Raw genomic sequence first — 18,183 nt, forward strand, 5'->3', positions numbered from 1 at the left:
GGAGTGAAGGTTAATGACTCAATTAGAATATGAGCTAACGATGTGCGAACTCATTTGCTATCCAGATGTGCGACTTGAATCGAAGCAAGGCATCGATAATGCGATTGATAAGATGACACGGGATCAGCGTTTCGATTTGTTTCATCTAAAATGCAATCCAGATGCAACCAAACCAGAATCCAAATCGCTTTTAGCAATTGTATTTTCCGAAATCCAAAAAGTAAATTCGAATATCAAAAATACAAAAGGTGAATCGGATGCCGCCGAAGCCACTTAGGAAATGCAAATCGCCAGGCTGTGGGAAGTTAACAAGGGACCGGTATTGCGAAGACCATGAACATCTAATTGAAAAGGACAAACGTGATAAGTGGATTCAATATGACAGAACCAAAAGGTATGCTGAGGATAACAAATCCTATCATGCTTTCTATAAGAGTCCGCAATGGATCGGCATGAGGGAAGCAGTGAAGCGTAGAGATCATGGGCTGTGTGTCAAATGCAAATCACAAAACAGATTGGTGCCGATGGATGTTGTGGACCATATCATACCTATCAAAGAAGACTGGTCACTACGGCTAAACCCAGAGAACCTACAGTCATTGTGTCATGCTTGTCATAACCTGAAGACTGCAAAAGAAAAAGCAAAAAGGGAAATGTAAATTGCAAATCGGAAATTGGAAATCGAAAATGCAAATGGCAATTTGAAATTCGGAATTGGGATTTAGGATTCGGATTTTAGATTGCCATTCTTTATTGCCTTCTGAGCCGCTCATATTTGCCTGTGTAGCGACTTAGAAGGGAGTGAGGGAATTTGTATTGCTCTCAGCTGTGGACAGCCACAACGGCAACAACAGCCACACAGACGGGGCAAAAAAAGAAACAACCACTAGGACACGAAAAAGAAAGCGGAAAAGAAAAAAGCGGAAACGATTTGGGAAGAGGAAATGGAAAACAAATGGAAATACCCCCACCTCAAAATCCTTAGAAAATCCAATCCCAGCACCGCTCGGCCCGCCTTTTTCGTACAAAATTCGTTTTATTATATTTTTCTGTATGTGAATAATTTCCATTTTAGCTGGAAAGGAGTGATTTTATGGGTAGAAATGCAAAGCCAATCGATTTGCACCTGGTAGGCGGCAACAAAAGCCGAAAAACAAAGAAAGAAATTGAACAGAGAAAAAAAGGGGAAGAACAAGTTTCCTTTAAGTCAGATAATGTTGTGGTTCCTGATTGGTTAAGTGATCGAGGAAAAGAAATTTTCAAACAACTGCTTGATGAATTTAAGTATACACAACTTTTAGCGAATGTCGATACCCATTTACTCGGCTTCTTTTGCGATGCTATGGATGATTATATAAATATCAGCAAACTTATCAGGCAAAAAGGTTATTTAGATGGAGAAGGGAATGCAAATCAACTTCTTACTAAGAAAAAACATGTTTTTGACCAAGCTATGAAGGTAGCAAGCCAATTCGGTCTGTCTCCTTCGGATAGGGCGAAAATCGCAATGAATATCGTTACAAAGGAAGTCGAACAGGATGATGGTGGGTCATTCAGTGGTCGTATATGACACTTTTAGAACGGGTTTATCAATACTCTATAGATGTTTCAGAAGGTAAAATCATTGCTTGTAAAAAACACAAACAAGCAGTTGAACGCTTTTTAAAGGATTTAGAGCGGTCCATTTATGATGAGGACTGCTATTTTTATTTTGATAACAACGAACTTGAAGAATTTAACGAATGGGCTTCTTTGTTCAGACACACAAAAGGCGTGCTGGCTGGACAACGAATAGAGCTTACTGATTTCCAACTGTTTATTGCAGCTAATATCTTTTGTTTTAAACGTAAAGACAATGATTATCGTAAGATTTCCAGTGTTTACATTCAACTAGCAAGGAAAAATGCAAAATCTCAATTACTTGCTATTATAAGTTCCTACGTCGCGTTCTTATCCGATCAGGTGGAAGAAGTATATATTTCAGGTTGGATGAAAGAACAGTCTGATATTGTTTATCAGGAAATTTTAAAGCAGCTTGAGAGAGTTCCTTCTTTTAAGGGAAAATATAAGACTTCTTATAATCGCATACAACATATTAAATCAGGCTCAATCATAAGGGCTTTGAGTCGAGAAGCAAGACAGTTTGGAGAAGGAACAAATCCATCCCTGGCTATTTTGGATGAATATCATACCCATCTTACTAGTGAAATTATGGAGTCTTTAGAAGAAGGTATGGGGGCAAGAATAAATCCACTGTCAGTTATTATAACTACAGCGGGAAGGAACCTAAACTCACCATGTAAGGCTGAATATGATTATTGTTCAAAGATTATTGACCCACACAACCCTGTGGAGAATGAAAATTACTTTGTTTTAATTTGCGAATTGGATGAAGGGGACGATCCATTTGACGAGAGTCTATGGGTTAAGGCTAATCCTATAGCAGCAACTTACCCTGAAGGTATAGAAGCTATTAGAAAACGTGCTAAAAAAGCTAAAGACGCAGATGATTCAATGACTTCGTATTTGACGAAGCGAATGAATATCTGGGTAAGCGCACAAGAGAGCGGGTATCTTGATACTGCCAAATGGAACAACTGCCTTTCCACAGAGAAAATAGACTTGAAAGGTAGAAAAGTATATCTTGGTCTTGATTTAGCCACGAAACATGACTTGTGTTCACTTGGGATCGTTATTCCATTAGAAAATGAGAGATTCTATGTTGATTCTCATTCGTTCTGTCCTTCGGAGTCACTTGAGGAAAGGATTAAAACGGATAGGGCGCCATTTAAGAAATGGCTAAGACAAGGATTACTCACTCAAACAGAAGGGGCTGTAACAGATTTTAGTTACATTTTAGATCATGTGGAAATGCTAATTAGACAATATGAATGGGAAGTACTGGAAGTATGCTATGACCCACATGAAGCGTCTTATTTTTCCCAGGAAATGACGGAGAAAGGCTATACAATGGTTGAGGTAAAACAGAACATTGCAACTCAGCATGAACCACTCACAGAATTTAGAGAGAAAGTGTTAAAAGGTGAGATCATCCATAATGGCAACGGCCTGCTTACATGGGCAATCGGCAACGCCGTCACCGTCAGCAACAGCGACGACAGAATAAAATTGAGCAAAAGCAAGTCCACAGAGCGCATTGATCCGATTGCTGCTGTGATCGATGCGTTTTCTCGTGCCATGTATTGCGAGGAATCAATAGACTATAACAAGCTTTTTCTTTCAAAAGGATTTAGCTTTTAGGGGGAGCTTATGAGCAAAGAGAAAGGTGAAAAAGCATGGTTTAAGAAGCTTTTAGCGATGTTTTTGCTAGCGTTAAATGATTTCTTATTTATTATTGGAGCAGTTTTTATATTGGTAGCAACTTATAGATATAGTACAAACATCGGTCTTATATTGACGGGTGTATTTTTTATGTTTTATTCGTTCTTGTTATCAAAACAGAGGGGGTGAATTAGATGTTAATGGAACGTTTATTTGAGAAACGGTCTGATAATCCTGTGGGAAGCTGGTCGCCTAAAAGTGTACCTGATTGGGTTTTTGATATGTTTGGTTCAAAGGATACTGCTAGTGGCGAAAAAGTAAGCGAAACAACGGCTCTTGTCCATCCAGACATATTTACATGTGTTAATGTGCTTTCAGATGATGTTGCGAAACTGCCTATTCATACATTTCAAAGAAAAAATGGTGCTATACATCCTGTTTCTGACCATCCTGTATCTAAACTTTTATATATACGTCCAAACAAGTACATGACCTCATTCACATGGAAAAAGTTAATGATGGTTCATCTTGGTACCTGGGGAAATGGGTATTCTGCAATTAAATCTGACAAGGACGGGAAAGTTATAGAAATCTTACCTTTAAATCCTGCAAGCACTTCTCCCTATATAAACCCCGATACTGGCATGCTATGGTATGAAACGGTGATTAATAATGAATGTATCGAATTATACGCAGATGAGGTTTTACATTTTAAGGGTTTAAGTGAGGATGGCATAATTGGGAAATCTCCAATCGCTGTAGTCAGGGAACATGTAGGGGCACAAGCGGCAGCTACAAAGTACAATTCAAGACTTTATAAAAATGATGCTACTCCACGCGGTATTTTAAAAGTACCGCAGTTATTAGAAGAGGACGCTAAAACAGCCGCACGGAAAGAATGGAAGCGGGTAAACAAGGGTGAAAATATTGCAATTATAGACGCTGGGCTTGAATACCAGTCGATTTCAATGCCGCTTCAAGACGCTCAATTTGTTGAAAGTATGAAATACAACAAGGCCCAAATTGCAGCTCTATATAAAATACCGCTTCATAAAGTAAACGAGCTTGACCGTGCTACTTTTAATAATATTGAGCATCAAGCTATTGAATATGTGAAAAACACACTACAACCTTGGATAGTCGCTTTTGAACAAGAATTGGCAGCAAAACTTTTTACTGACCACGAATTTGATGATCTGAATTACTATCTAAAGTTCAACGTTAATTCAGAACTTCGTGGAGATGCCAAAAGTCGGGCTGAGTATTATGAAATCATGCATCGCATTTCAGGACTAAATACCGATGAAATCCGAGCATTTGAAGAGATGAACGCGATACCTAACGGTGATAGGCATGTAATTTCTCTGAATTACACTTTCCTGGATATTTTAGAAGAATACCAACTTGCCAAAGCTGGAGCATTGAAAGGAGGTGGTGTAAATGGACAAGAATCAGGAAATACGCCAGCTAACAACGAAAATTGAAGTTAGATCATTAGAAGGTGAAGAAGAAAAAGGCGAATATGTAGAAGGCTATGCTCTGAAATTCGAAAAGTGGTCAGAGCGCCTTTGGTATTTCAAAGAAATTTTGTCAAGAGGTTCTCTTGATGAAACGGACATGTCTAATGTTATCGCTTGTTTTAATCATAATGAGAGCTATCCACTGGCAAGAAATACGGCATCTGGTGATACTGGAAAGCTTGAATTAGAGGTTGATAACATTGGACTTAAATTCAGATTTAAACCAACATCCACTTCTTACTCAAAAGATTTAGTTGAAAATATTCGCGCTGGAATTATTAATCAGTGTTCCTTTTCTTTTGAGTTGGATTTCTCTGACGAGAATGTAGACGAATGGCGTTATAACGAAAAAGAAGACATTTATGAAAGACGCATCAATAAAATTCATCGCTTGCATGACATATCAATTGTCACCACTCCTGCATATTCAGATACAGAAGCCGTGGTCGGCGCTCGTAGTAAGAAGAAAGCAGAAGAGCTGTGGGAAGCCAGAAAGAAGCCAAAAGCAGAACTTGAAAAAATGAAACTAGAATTAGACCTGTTAAATCTATAGGTCTATTTTTTATGTCCAAAAATCGAGAGGGGAAAAGAAAATGACTAAAAAAGAACGTGAATTACGCCAATTGTTAAAAACAAAACGTGAGGCTACTGAAAAAGCAATCGAAGAAGGTAAGAATGAAGAAGCTCGGTCGTTAATGGATGAAGCGAAAGGGATTAAGAATCAAATTGATCTATTGATTGAGGCGCGGGAACTTGATGCCCCTGACACCGAGGAACGTGATTTTGTTCCTGAAAAAGAGCGTAAACCACAAGAAGATAAAGAGGAGCAGCGTGAATTCATCGCTACAAAAGAATATCGACAAGCTTGGTTCAAGGTCTTAACTGGTAAGGAAGATGATTTATCCCAGGAAGAACGTGGTATGTTGCAAAAAGTCATCAAGGAAAATCGCCAGTTGTCTGCTGGTTCTGATAAAGATGGTGGATATACAGTTCCAGAAGATATTTCACGTGAGATTTTAAAATCTATCCATGAAATGAACACTGTGCGAAATCTTGTAACGGTCGTTCCTAAGAATACTTCTTACGGTAACTATACTGTTCGCAAAGGTGTTGCTCAAAAGCTTTATAACACGGCTGAAAAAGAGCAAATCAAAGAACTAAAGAACATGGAATTTGACCAAATCACATGGAATATTAAAAAGTTTGCTGGCTTCTTGCCAATTTCAAGCGAACTTCTTGATGATTCTTTTTTAAACTTCACGCGAGAAATCATTGATTGGTTGTCTGAATCAGCTTTGACAACTGAAAACGATGAAATCTTTTACGGGAAAGGCGACGAAAATGTTGAGGGCTTGCTGACAAATGATGTGTTTAAGCGGATTACTGCTCCTGATGAAATTACTATTAAATTCTTGCGTCGTGTAAAAAACTCTATTGTTCAAGGCTACCGCCGCAACGCTGTATGGGTTATGAACACAGAGGCGTTTGAGACGTTAGCAAACATTGAGGACAAGAACGGTCGTGGTATTCTTGCGGCTGATCCACGTAACGAAGATGCCTTTAACCTTTTCGGTCGCCCTGTCCATGTTTACGATGAAATTGTAACGGATGATGAAACAAAAACAACGCAAATTCTGTTTGGTGACATTAAGCGCTGCTATCGTATGTTTGACCGGAAACGCTTTGAGATTAAATCCACAGACGTTGGAGCAGACGCTTTCTTGACTGATCAAACATACTTCCGCGGAATCGAACGTTTTGACGGCCGCATTGTTGATCCAGAAGGTGTTGTTATTGTAGAAGGATTAAAAGTAGCAGAAGGCGAGGAAGTTACACCCTAACCCTCCCCAAACATTGACTTCCTCCAGCGCTGATAGTACGTCTGTCACGCTGGAATGGTCATAGGGGAAGAAAGGAGATTATGTATGGTTACTTATAATGTTTATCGCGACGGTGAAAAGGTAGCGTCTGATCTTAAGGAAAAGACATACACCGATACAGGGCTTGAACCTGATACAACATACGAATACCAAGTAAGTGCTGAAAATGAAGCTGGTGAGTCTGAGCTATCTGAGCCGATTGAAGTGACAACTAAACCAATCGAAGTGACAAGTGTCACTCTGTCACAGAAGACAATGACACTCGAAGAAGGAGCAACTAAAACGCTAACGGCAACAGTTGAGCCTTCCAATGCAACTGATAAGACGGTGCGCTATACAACATCTGACCGGGATATTGCGACCGTTAGCACTTCAGGCGAGGTGCGTACAGTGACAGGAGTAAAAGCTGGAACGGCGACAATTACTGCTCGCGCTGGTGAGCAAAGTGATGTTTGCACAGTCACTGTAAAAGCTCCACCACCGCCGCCTGAGCCAGAACCGGAACCAGAGGAACCGGAAGACGATGCTTAAGGAAGTCAAGCAATATTTGCGAATAGAAGAAGATTGGACTGAAGAAGATCAGCTAATTGAAAGTATGATCGAAGCGGGCAAAATCTTTATTAAGCAATCCACAGGAAAGGCATTTAACGAGCAGAATGATCTGCATAAGTTATGCCTTTCTTTGTACGTGGCTCATAACTATGAAAACCGAGATACTTACACGCTTGACAAGCATAAAGATTTATCTTTTAGCCTTGCTAACATGCTCACATTAATTAAGTATGGGAGTGATGAAATTGAAGACTCCCAGGATGATTAATGCTGGCCACTTTAACAAGCGAATAGAAATTGAAGTTTATAAGGGCGACTTTAATGAAAATGGCATGTGGGTAAAAGATTGGTTTCCATATACAAAGGCAATGGCGTTTATTCAGGTGAAGCAGCTAAAGGAAATCAGTGAGAACGACGTTCAAACACGAGAAGGCTATACTGAAATGACCATCAGGCAAAATAAAAAGACAATGGCGATTGAAACCGGTATGCGAGTCAAACAAAAGGTGTTTGGGCAAGAGTTGCTTTATAAGGTTGATGACATTGATTATCGACCAAATGACAACAAATACATGACTTTAAAGTGTATAAAGGAGTGATCTCATGGAGTTTGAAGTTTTGAATTGGGATGCTCTTTTGAAACAAGTAGAAGAATTAGGGCGGAACGTTAATCGCGCTGAAAATGCAGCTATTAAAGCAGGTGCGGAAGTTGCTTTGCCAGTCATGAAACAGGAAGTCCCACGTTCGAATATCAGTGCTGCAGATTACAAGCACATGGTTGATGATATTCAAGTAAGCAGGGTAAAAAATGTAGATGGTGTAAAGATGGTTGAGGTTGGCCCATCTGCTGGAAAAGGCGGTACGAGGTGGCGTGCTCATTTCCTAATTAATGGAACAAAGTTTATGCCGCCGAATGATTTTGTTTTGAGAACAGCCCAACGTACGAAAGGTCAAATTCAAATTGCTATGTTGCAAGAATTGCAAAAGAAAGTGATGGGCTGGCTATGAAAATTATAGATCGTACTGTTCAATTGGCACTGCAAAACGATTCGGAGTTGCGCCAGTCTGTGGGCAGCAAGGTTTTTCGTTACGTGGTGCCTGTCGCTTTTGAAGAAGACTGGCCGTTTATCCGCGTCGCCAGCATCAACAACATCGACACCCAATACGCCGACGACAAGGCGACTGACTCAACGATCACCATTCAAGTGGATGTATGGGACAAAGACCCTGATCCGCTTCTTCCGCACGTCGACAGAGTGATGAAATCGATGAACTTTAAACGAATTAGCGCCTATCCAGAGTTTAATGACAAGAAAAATGAAGTACGCATGATTCTGCGCTATGAAACACTAACTAAACTGTAAAGGATGATACAAATGAGCGGAAATAAAACAACTCAAGGTTCAAAATCTTATATTGGATTGAGAGACCTTGTTTACGCAAAACTATTAGAAGACGTAAAAGGGAGTCTCCCTGTATATGGACCTGTCAAAAGTTTAGCCCCAGCCAAAACGGCATCCATTAACCCTAACTCTTCAAGCTCAACGGAATATGCTGATGATGGTATCCTGGATGTCTTTGATTCAAATGGTGCTTATACTGTGTCATTTACGACAGCTGGTATTGATGATGAAGTACTTGCTGATCTATTGGGAGCTAAATACGAAGATGGCGGGACGGAATACCACAAGGATCGCCGATCACCTTTTGTTGCTGTGGGATATAAATCTAAAAAAGCTGATGGTACGTTTGCGTATATGTGGCTATTAAAAGGCAAGTTTAACAACATTAACAGAGAGCACAATACACAAGAGGATTCAATCACTCCACAAGGAAATACGCTAGAAGGTACATTTATTGACCGTGATTCAGACGGACTTTTCAAACATGTGTTAAATACAGCAAAAGCGCCTGAAGAGACGATTGAAAACTACTTCAAAAATGTTTACGGTGCTGCTACTGAGAGTGACGAAGATACAACTCCCTGATCCGCCCCAATCATTGACGGCTGAAGCTAGTGAGACGTCTGTCGATCTTCGGTGGTCATAGGGGACATAAAGCATTCGAGGGTTGGCATAACGCCAGCCCTTTTAATTTGGACTTATAAAATTTTTAGAGGTGATCGGACATGGAAATTACGCTACGTATCGACGGTAAAGATAAGACATTTGTAAACTCTTTCGTGCCTTTTGAAATGCGCAGAAAGGCATTAGAACTTGATAAATATGCGACTCAAAAAAATGCTGACCCAATTAAGCTATTTGATAAACAAGCTGCATTTATCGTAGAGGTATTTGGTAACCAATTTACAGTTGAAGAATTTAAAGCTGGGTTTAACGCAATAGGCGCGCAGGATGCCCTATATGACTTGATTGCAGTTAATGTCCTTGGTCAAACACCGAGGGATGTACTAGAAGAACAGGAAAGACGCCTGGGAAAGATGCTGGAGCAACAAGCCCAAGAGAACAAGCAGAAATAGAAAAATTAAAAAAAATGACGAAGCACGAGCGTGCTGTTTATCGTTATGAAAAATTTCTTGATTTTTATCTATTGGAAGAGTCGAAAGGCATTCCAATTTATCAACTTGAGAAAACAGACGTGAACTTGTATTTCGAGTTACGAGCACATAGAAAAAAACGTGAACGAGAACAAAATGAGATTGAAACAACTCCTGACGGGGAGCCAGTTCCGAATGCAACGATTGATGAGGTATTTAACATCTGAGGAAAGGAGGTAAACCTATGTTTGGTAGTGCTTTTGGCAGTGCATCAGATGCAACGGTCCTGCGTGTCGGCTGGGACGCCTCTGCTGTGGATAGCGGAGTAAGTAACCTAAACAGTCGCTTGTCGGCCGCTCGCTCTGAAATGCGTGCAACTGGCGCGCAAATGGGCGGCTTTGGAAGATCAACAGAAGGCTTGCGTAAAAAACAAGAAGGATTAAATAAGATTTATGAGCTGCAAGGGCAGAAGGTTAAAGACTTAGAAGGCAACTATCAACGTTTGGTAGCTGAGAAGGGCGCTGAATCTAAGGCTGCTATTGATGCTTCCAGGCACTATAATAATGCCTTAGCTGAATACGCCAAAATGGAAAGCCAACTACAAGACTTAACAAAAGAAATTGCTTTCCAAGAATCCGCTTGGGGCAGAATGGAAAGCGGTCTAACGGGCTTTTCGCAATCCACAGGCAGGCTGGCTGACGGTTTTGGCAATGCAGGCAGAAAGATGACAATGGGGCTGACTCTGCCTATTGTAGGTATTGGTACGGCTGTCCTTAAAACTGGTATGGAATTTGAAAAGTCCATGTCGAAAGTACAAGCTCTTTCTGGCGCTTCGGCTGAAGAGATGGCGAAAATGGAAGCCCAAGCAAAGGAGTTAGGTGAAAGCACTGTCTTTAGTGCGTCACAAGCTGCTGAAGCACAAGCCTTTTTGGCTATGGCAGGATGGGAAGTTGCTGACATTTATGACGCTATGCCAGGCTTGCTTAACCTTGCGGCAGCGGGGCAGATGGAACTTGGCCGGACTGCTGATATTACGTCAAACATCATGCAGGCGTTCGCGATCAATGCGAATGAAGCTGGCAGAGTATCGGATGTACTTGCCGAGGCAGCGTCCAACTCAAATACTGACATCGAAATGCTAGGGGAAGCGATGGAATATGCAGCCCCAACCGCAAATGTTTTTGGTTGGTCAGTAGAAGAAACAACAGCAGCCCTAATGAGCTTTGGTGATGCGGGTATCCAAGGCGGTAAAGCTGGGCAAGCTTGGTCGACATCGTTGCAGCGTTTGTCTAAACCAACCAGACAAATGCGCGACTTAATGGAAGAATTAAATATACAGATGTTTGATTCTGAAGGTGTCATGAAACCTCTGCCAGATCTAGTCGGCGAGATCGAAAAAGCGACTAAGGGTATGACAGACGAGCAGCAAGCGAATGTTATCACTACGCTGTTTGGTAACCAAGCCTTTAAACATTGGGCGATACTACTCGAAGAGGGTTCTGAGGAGTTGGCCAACACAACTGAGCAGCTAGAAAACTCAGAAGGCGCTGCACAAAATATGGCAGATACCATGTTGGACAATGCATATGGTTCCTTTGTCGAATTGAAGTCTGCTGCCGAGGGATTGGCAATCCAATTTTCCGAACACATGATACCACATTTCATTACCTTAACTGATAAGGCAACCGAACTTGTGCGTTGGTTTGGTAGCCTTGATAAAGACACACAAAAATACATCCTCACCGCTGCTGGTATTGCTGCTGTATTAGGTCCGGCTGCAATCGTTCTTTCAACGACATTAAGATCAGTATCCTATCTTTCCGGCGGATTAGCTAAAGCAGTTGGGGCGTTTGGCAGATACACAACAGGTGCAAAAGTAGCTCAATCCCAAACGACGAAATTTGGTGCATCCGCACAGCTTGCAGGTACTCAAGTCGTTGCTGGTACAAAAAATGTTGGTCGTTTTGGTGGAGCGCTTGGCAAAATCGGTGGTATTGCATCTCTAGCTGGTCTTGGCATGCTCGCGTTTGGTGATGACAGCCAACAGGGGCTAGGAACAGCATTATTATTTGCCCCTGAAATTGGTAAGCTTGGCAAAGGCATCTTTGATCTTGGTTCTAAAGCTGTAAAAGGCGGTGGCAAGCTAATAGGATTTGGCAAAAACGCATCAACGGCTAGTAAAGGTATCGGCACTCTCGCAAGGGGAGTAGGTACGTTTGGTAGTCGAGCTGCAGCACTTGGAGGGCCAATCGGTATTGGCGTTGCCGCGATCACGGGACTAGGCATAGCGGGCTATGAGGTTTACGAGCATTATAAAGATAAGGTGATGCCGACCTTTGATTCTTTCGGAGATATTGTCATGGACAATGGCGAAAAGATCAGCGAGTCTACTGCCAAACAGTTAGACGCCTTTAAAGCGTTGTCTGATGAAGCTATGATTGAAATCAATAAGCTTTCCTGGGGATCTCAAGAAGTCACCGATGAAATGGCATCTAACCTAACAGGTAAGTTTTCCGAAATGGGAACGATGATTAAAGACGAATTGAACAAAAACTACACCAAGTCCCAAGAAGATTTGGAGAAGTTTTTAGGTCAATCCGAAGTCATTACAGCCGAACATCAAGCTGAAATCCAAAAACGGTATGAAGATCATTACAATGCGCGAGTTTCCCACACGGAAGAAATGGAAGGGCGCATAAATGATATAGTTCAAACCGCTGCTGACGAAAATCGCTCTATAACTGATGCGGAACGGGCTGAGATCAACCGAATTAAAGATTCCATGATGGAAGCGAATGTTAGAGCTGTCGCGCAAGGAAGCGAAGAACAGCAAGCGATTATGACCCATTTGAAACACTTATCTAGTGAAATAAATGCAGAACAAGCTGCAGACACAGTTAAGAAATCTTTAGAAGCAAAGGAAGGAGCTATAAAAGCTGCTGATGAAAGAGCAACAGAAGTAATCAATTGGGCAAATAAGCAAGTTGAGGAAACCGGTTTGTTATCTCGCGAGGAAGCTGATCAAATTATTGCAGAAGCAAAGCGAAGAAGAGATGAAGAGATTACTGCTGCAGAAGATGCACATATAGGAGTTGTAAGAGAAGCGCAGAAACAAGCAAAAGGACATATAGATCAGGTCAACTGGGAAACAGGCGAAGTACTGTCTACTTGGGACAATTTTGTAAATGATCTAAGAGATTTTGTCAATTACGTTACTGGCAATATTAACAAAGTATTAGACTTTTTCGGAATCCCGAAAATCCCAAAATGGGAAGGCTCAAAATCTCCATCTAAAACAAAAAGTACAGAGCGAATGCCAGACTTAGGGCCGACACCATATGCAACAGGTACAAGCCCAATTGGACATCCAGAAGATGGCTGGGCGACTATCTCGGAAAAAGGACCAGAACTTGTCCATGATCCGAAAGTGGGAACGTTCGTTTCCAATAACAACGGTCCTGAACAAGTATTCTTACACAAGGGATCATCCGTCTTGCCTGCCCATCACACAAAGTCATTACTCAACCGCTACGGATTTGGTAACAAATCGGGCTTTATGCTTCCAGCCTATGAAACGGGAGTGGGTGAGGACGATCTGAGCTGGTGGGACTCATTGTTACAAGGGCCAAAGGCGTTATTTGATAAAGTCGTTGGCGCTTTCCAGCCGGACTGGATCAGCAATAAAAAAGGTATGTACATGGACATTGCAAAAGGTACCTTTGACAAAGTTAAAGAGGGAGCTATCAAATTTTTCACAGATTTGATTCCTACTTTCGATTTTGGAGGGGGAGGTTTTCCGAACTTTCCGAAGCCGCCATTTGTGATGACATCTGGTTTTGGCCCACGTAAAAGCCCTGGGGGAATCGGTAGCTCAAACCATAAAGGTATCGACTTTGCTGCACCAATTGGCACAAGCATACCGTCGCAATCCACAGGACGGGTTAGCTTTGCAGGCTGGCTAGGTGGATACGGTAACTTGGTTAAAATCAGCACTGGTATTTATGATTTACTCTACGGACACAACAGCAAAAACACTGTCAAACGCGGACAAAATGTATCGGTCGGGCAAACGATTGGGCTTGTCGGTAGTACGGGAAATAGTACTGGTCCACACGTACACTTTGAAGTACGTAAAAATGGCACGGCCGTCAACCCTAAAACGGTAGCTGGAGAGCTGAGCGGTGGCATTGGCGGTGTTAGTGTCGGCGGTAATGTAACAAAGTGGATTGCAGCAGCCATGAAAATTGCGGGGGTATCTGGTAAGGATTGGCTTAATGGATTATCTCTGATTGCGCAAAAAGAATCAGGGGGCAATCCGCGAGCTATCAACAAGTGGGATATAAACGCAAGACGAGGTATCCCGTCTAAAGGTCTGATGCAAACCATCGGGCCGACATTTAATGCATTTAAGCTGCCTGGTATGGGTGACATTTATAATCCTGTTCATAACGCAGTAGCGTCGATCCGCTATATTCAAACTCGTTACGGCGGCATCAACAATGTACCAGGCATAAAGTCTATGAGGGCAGGAGGAAGATACGTTGGTTATGCTGATGGCGGTGTTAGTAGAAATCGACAACTAGCCTGGTTGTCTGAAAGGAACCATGAAGAGTATGTTATTCCTTCTCAAGCTAACGAGCAATCGTTGTCATTGTTCGCCGAACTAGGCGAGAAACTTGGCGTATTTAATACTGTCCCGTCTGTGGATAGCGTAGAACCTGGCGATACTCGAACATATAGTGGTGGATTAAGTCTTAACTTTGATGCAATAACTAATCGTCTCGACTCGCTTATGCAAAATTTAAAAGATGTGGAAGTGTCACCAGTCATTAATTTAGTAGTCAAACTAGGTGAAGAAACAATCTATAAAAATATTGATCGTAAATTAGGCTCTCGATCTTACGTTGATGCTGTGTGGGAGGTGTGATATGCCAGCGATTTTAATTGAAAATATTGAGACTGGCCAAGTCTATGATTGCGAAGAACTTGGCTATTTGACGCGTAAATTTTTACCCCAATCGTTGCAACAAAGGCAAGTTAGGCAAGAAGCTGTGGGCAGCTCAAACGGGCATATTTACTTCCCACAGGCAACGAGCTATGGCGGCAGGATCATTGATTGGGATGTAATTGTCAAGGGCGAAAGCTATATGCACTATTTACTTAAACGCACAGAGTTTTTAGCCCTTATCTGTGGAAAGCAAGAGTTTTATGCATCGACAAAGGATGAACCCAACAAGCTGTGGAAAGTAACGGCTCCTAACGCCATTCAACTACCACACATAGTCAGCTATGCAGGAGAAGCGCAGATTCAATTGGAATCGTCTTCTCCTTTTGCGTATTCGCGGGGAACCCTAGATGATCGATTTGACTTTAGCGGAATTTGGCAATTTGGAATGAACATTCCCGCTATACCTGATCAAATTAAGTACCGTCATAGTATAAGGCGTTTCACCATATGGAATTTAGGTCATTCCGAGATAAATCCCAAGCGTATCAATGAAAATTTGAAAATCATCTACGAAGGCTCGTCCAATAATTTAATGATAAGGAATGCCACCACGAATACTGCATGGCAATATTACGGCAGCACATCCGCTAAAGACATCATCATCTTAGAGGATGTGTTTTCTTTTAAAAACAGTCAGCCGATTTTTCCGGAAACGAATATGGAAGTGATTACCCTAGCTCCTGGGCCGAACGAAATAATTTTGTCAGGAACAAGCGGTGCATTTGAGATCGGTTTCGACTTTCAATTTTTATTTATCTAGTGAACTAGCAAGGAGGGAAGCAAGTGAATGATTATAATGCGCAGATTAATAGTGAAATTTACAAGCGGTTAATTGAAATTAGTGACTTAAAAAACTTAGCAGCAACAGCGAAATACCGCTCATTACGTGCTGAAGAATTGGCTCGCATCTCGGAAATGGAGTCTAAAATAACAAGGAAGCAAGTTAAGGCAGCACTCGAAGCAGGCGACCAACTAGAAGAAGTGAAAATGCTTCGCGTCGATCCTGAAACGGGAGAAAAATTTGATACGGCTGCCGATATGGTTGCCGCATACCAGCGACGAACGAAAGAGAAAATTGACAAGATGCAGGCACAAATATTGCGAGAAGTGCATGTCGATGATTACGGTGCTGTACCGGATGGCGTCACGGACTCCACCGAAGCGTTTAAAAAGGCGCTCGGTGACGGAAACGTCAAGGTGCATATGTCGGCTGGTGTGTATCGGGCAAGAATTAAAGCGCCTAGCGACTCAATTTTGGTTGGGCAGGGAATTGACGTCACATATGTTAAATTGCCGGATGATGCCCCTGTTGATTCTTATGTTGTTACCAATGCCGACCATGTAAGCGGTGAGTCTCAAAACATACACTTGTACGACTTTACCGCCGATTGGAATGCGTCGCGCTATCCAGAAGAAGGGCGCCCGTCAGCGGCTGGGGGATACAAGTCGTCTGGAGTCGTGTTTGCCGGAGCAAAATTTTCATCGGCCACACGAGTAAAAGCTAAAGACTGCCTATTGCATTGTTTTGACATAACGGCGGGAAATGCCGAACAAGTGTATTTTTATGACGGCGATAAGGTGATGGATGTTAACCCGCTGTCCAAAAACCCGTCCGAATACATCATGCTTACGGACTGTATTGCAGATGGTCACGGGGATGACGGCTTTACGACGCACCATAGTAATTACCTTTTTATTGAGGGCTGCTTTTCAACTGGCGCGACCAACTATTTGGACATCGGCCACAAAAACAGCAACGGTTTCGAAATGGATGACGGCTCGCGCTTTGTCTTTGTTAGTCGGTGCGTGTCTAAGGAAAATACGCGCGGCTATGAGGTAAAAGGACATGATTATTCTCTAGCAGGTGCAAACATCCATTTTACCGACTGTATCGACATCGGCTCAGTCATTGGCTTTAACTTCCGTCACATGGGGCATTACGGCAGTGAGGGGCAAGAGCCATCCTTATCCGCAAAGGATATTAGTGTCTCAAATTGCGTATCCCTATTCCCGCAAAAAAGATCGTGGGGCGGAGATACAGACCCGCGCGCGCTGTTTGTGTCATCGTATATGGGTGTCAATATCCAGGGGTTTGAAGCAATCGGCGACGAGAATTTTGACGGTGAATTTGTCATCGAGTTCGCACGCGAAAGCGGTCAATACAACCTAAGTAACGTCATTATTCGTGGGTTTACTAAAGCTACCTACGATCTAATGGTGCGTGGCGGCGGTCGTCGAGTGGATAGCGTCAACGTGTCAAACTTTATTGCGCGAGACAGCGCGAAAAATGGTATCTATGTGGGTGGCTCTGGTTTAGAAAACGCCCATCTTGTTAATATCCAGCTACACGGCCGTGATGTAGCAGGCTCTGTTGGCATTACACTAGCAAACAACCAAACGTCTGTGTTGCTTGCATACGCTGATCGTTACGAGAAAGCGGGTAGTATTGCGGGCGAATTAATCGATAATTTCCCAAACCTAATGAGGCAGAATACCAAGATTTCTTCGGGCGCTGGTATTCCGCGCGGCTCCAATACATCGTTGATCTCGACTTCCGGTGGCGCAACCACAACAGAGGACGGCTTCAATAATGTCGGTATAGGCTCAAGCGGCGGTCCGCACATATCTGGTAGCAACTCGTTTGTGCTGGGTACTTCGCAAGGCTCGCGAGCCGAAGGTGACCGTACAGGGGTAATCGGCTCACAAAACTCGCGTGCTCAAGGTACAGCTTCGTTAGTGTTTGCATCCGGTTCAGTCCTAAATAACGAAAACTATTGTATTTCTATGGGAGCCGGAAACGGCGACCCGTCCACACGTAACGCAAAAATTAAAATGTACACGGCTCAAGGTAACTTGAGGTATACGGGTACAAGTGAGGGCGGCAGCACGTTTAGTGACTATGCGGAGTATTTCGAGAGCCATGACGGGAAGAAGATTGAGACAGGTTACTTAGTGTCATTAGTCGGCAACAAGATAAAAAAGGCTGACAAGGGCGAGGAAATTATAGGGGCTATATCTGAGACAGCCGGGACTGTGCTAGGTTCGGCTGCTTTTGCGTGGCAAGACCGTTACTTGAAAAATGAGTTCGGGGGCTATATCTACGAAAAGAAAGTCCTAAAAGAATATGACTTAGATGAGGAAGGAAACCAACTCGATACGTACAAAGAAGTTTTAGTTGACATGCCGAAAGAAAATCCAGAATATGACGCGAGTCGGGACTACAAGCCGCGTGCCGAACGTGATGAATGGCACGTTGTCGGTATCACAGGGCAAGTCCATGTCCGCATAGATGAAACGGTCGAAGAAGGCGATAAAATCAGCGCAATTGGCGGCATTGCGACTAAAGACGAAAACGGCCAATTTATTGTGATGAACATTACGACACCTTACGATTCTGACAAGGGTTACGGTGTTGCGGTTGTTTTCATCCGTTAAAGGGGGGAT

Annotated in this window: 19 protein-coding genes; all 19 read left to right on the forward strand. The window is 42.5% G+C overall.

All coding sequences use genetic code 11. The features are described 5' to 3' along the window. Positions 1-13: 13 nt before the first annotated feature. The 19 genes from BC8716_RS15500 to BC8716_RS15590 all read left to right on the forward strand — a co-directional run bounded on the left by BC8716_RS15500 (position 14) and on the right by BC8716_RS15590 (position 18,174). Positions 14-277, forward strand: a complete 264-nt coding sequence (locus BC8716_RS15500) for a hypothetical protein (protein WP_094427104.1) — start codon at positions 14-16, stop codon at positions 275-277. Then, complete coding sequence (locus BC8716_RS23095; protein ID WP_169715954.1) at positions 258-659, forward strand: HNH endonuclease; 402 nt, start codon at positions 258-260, stop codon at positions 657-659. Before BC8716_RS15500 ends, BC8716_RS23095 begins: the two co-directional genes overlap by 20 nt. 434 nt (positions 660-1,093) lie before the next feature. Continuing rightward, the gene (locus tag BC8716_RS15510; protein WP_011246179.1) at positions 1,094-1,570 is read left to right on the forward strand and encodes a phage terminase small subunit P27 family; all 477 of its coding nucleotides are present in this window, start codon (positions 1,094-1,096) and stop codon (positions 1,568-1,570) included. After that, entirely contained in the window at positions 1,567-3,261 is a 1,695-nt protein-coding gene (locus tag BC8716_RS15515) for a terminase large subunit (RefSeq protein ID WP_094427107.1), read from the forward strand. Before BC8716_RS15510 ends, BC8716_RS15515 begins: the two co-directional genes overlap by 4 nt. A gap of 9 nt (positions 3,262-3,270) precedes the next feature. Beyond that, positions 3,271-3,471 (forward strand): hypothetical protein, encoded by a 201-nt coding sequence (locus tag BC8716_RS15520; RefSeq protein WP_094427109.1) that lies wholly within the window; start codon positions 3,271-3,273, stop codon positions 3,469-3,471. Positions 3,472-3,476: 5 nt separating this feature from the next. Beyond that, positions 3,477-4,766, forward strand: a complete 1,290-nt coding sequence (locus tag BC8716_RS15525) for a phage portal protein (RefSeq protein WP_094427112.1) — start codon at positions 3,477-3,479, stop codon at positions 4,764-4,766. Continuing rightward, positions 4,723-5,355, forward strand: a complete 633-nt coding sequence (locus BC8716_RS15530; RefSeq protein WP_094427114.1) for an HK97 family phage prohead protease — start codon at positions 4,723-4,725, stop codon at positions 5,353-5,355. The genes BC8716_RS15525 and BC8716_RS15530 overlap by 44 nt, the downstream gene beginning before the upstream one ends. Before the next feature lie 40 nt (positions 5,356-5,395). Next, positions 5,396-6,643, forward strand: coding sequence for a phage major capsid protein (locus BC8716_RS15535; protein ID WP_094427116.1), 1,248 nt, complete (start codon positions 5,396-5,398; stop codon positions 6,641-6,643). Between the two features lie 84 nt (positions 6,644-6,727). Further along, positions 6,728-7,213: an Ig-like domain-containing protein gene (locus tag BC8716_RS15540; protein WP_157730463.1), complete on the forward strand. Its 486-nt coding sequence runs from the start codon at positions 6,728-6,730 to the stop codon at positions 7,211-7,213. Further along, positions 7,206-7,502: a head-tail connector protein gene (locus tag BC8716_RS15545; protein ID WP_094427120.1), complete on the forward strand. Its 297-nt coding sequence runs from the start codon at positions 7,206-7,208 to the stop codon at positions 7,500-7,502. Before BC8716_RS15540 ends, BC8716_RS15545 begins: the two co-directional genes overlap by 8 nt. Beyond that, positions 7,480-7,833: a head-tail adaptor protein gene (locus tag BC8716_RS15550; RefSeq protein ID WP_169715955.1), complete on the forward strand. Its 354-nt coding sequence runs from the start codon at positions 7,480-7,482 to the stop codon at positions 7,831-7,833. The genes BC8716_RS15545 and BC8716_RS15550 overlap by 23 nt, the downstream gene beginning before the upstream one ends. Before the next feature lie 4 nt (positions 7,834-7,837). Further along, positions 7,838-8,242, forward strand: a complete 405-nt coding sequence (locus tag BC8716_RS15555) for an HK97-gp10 family putative phage morphogenesis protein (protein WP_094427123.1) — start codon at positions 7,838-7,840, stop codon at positions 8,240-8,242. Further along, positions 8,239-8,598, forward strand: coding sequence for a DUF3168 domain-containing protein (locus BC8716_RS15560; protein WP_094427125.1), 360 nt, complete (start codon positions 8,239-8,241; stop codon positions 8,596-8,598). Before BC8716_RS15555 ends, BC8716_RS15560 begins: the two co-directional genes overlap by 4 nt. A gap of 12 nt (positions 8,599-8,610) precedes the next feature. Beyond that, entirely contained in the window at positions 8,611-9,222 is a 612-nt protein-coding gene (locus BC8716_RS15565) for a major tail protein (protein WP_157730465.1), read from the forward strand. A 140-nt stretch (positions 9,223-9,362) separates the two neighbouring features. Continuing rightward, a complete protein-coding gene (gene gpG / locus BC8716_RS15570; protein ID WP_094427131.1) occupies positions 9,363-9,713 on the forward strand; it encodes a phage tail assembly chaperone G in 351 nt (116 codons plus the stop codon). 14 nt (positions 9,714-9,727) lie between these two features. Next, a complete protein-coding gene (locus BC8716_RS15575) occupies positions 9,728-9,958 on the forward strand; it encodes a hypothetical protein (RefSeq protein ID WP_094427134.1) in 231 nt (76 codons plus the stop codon). A gap of 17 nt (positions 9,959-9,975) precedes the next feature. Continuing rightward, entirely contained in the window at positions 9,976-14,658 is a 4,683-nt protein-coding gene (locus tag BC8716_RS15580) for a phage tail tape measure protein (RefSeq protein WP_094427136.1), read from the forward strand. A 1-nt stretch (position 14,659) separates the two neighbouring features. Next, a complete protein-coding gene (locus BC8716_RS15585; RefSeq protein ID WP_157730466.1) occupies positions 14,660-15,499 on the forward strand; it encodes a phage tail family protein in 840 nt (279 codons plus the stop codon). A gap of 23 nt (positions 15,500-15,522) precedes the next feature. Further along, positions 15,523-18,174, forward strand: coding sequence for a peptidase G2 autoproteolytic cleavage domain-containing protein (locus BC8716_RS15590; protein ID WP_094427141.1), 2,652 nt, complete (start codon positions 15,523-15,525; stop codon positions 18,172-18,174). The last annotated feature ends 9 nt before the right edge of the window (positions 18,175-18,183 follow it).

This window comes from Shouchella clausii (assembly GCF_002250115.1).
GTDB lineage: Bacteria > Bacillota > Bacilli > Bacillales > Bacillaceae_D > Shouchella > Shouchella clausii.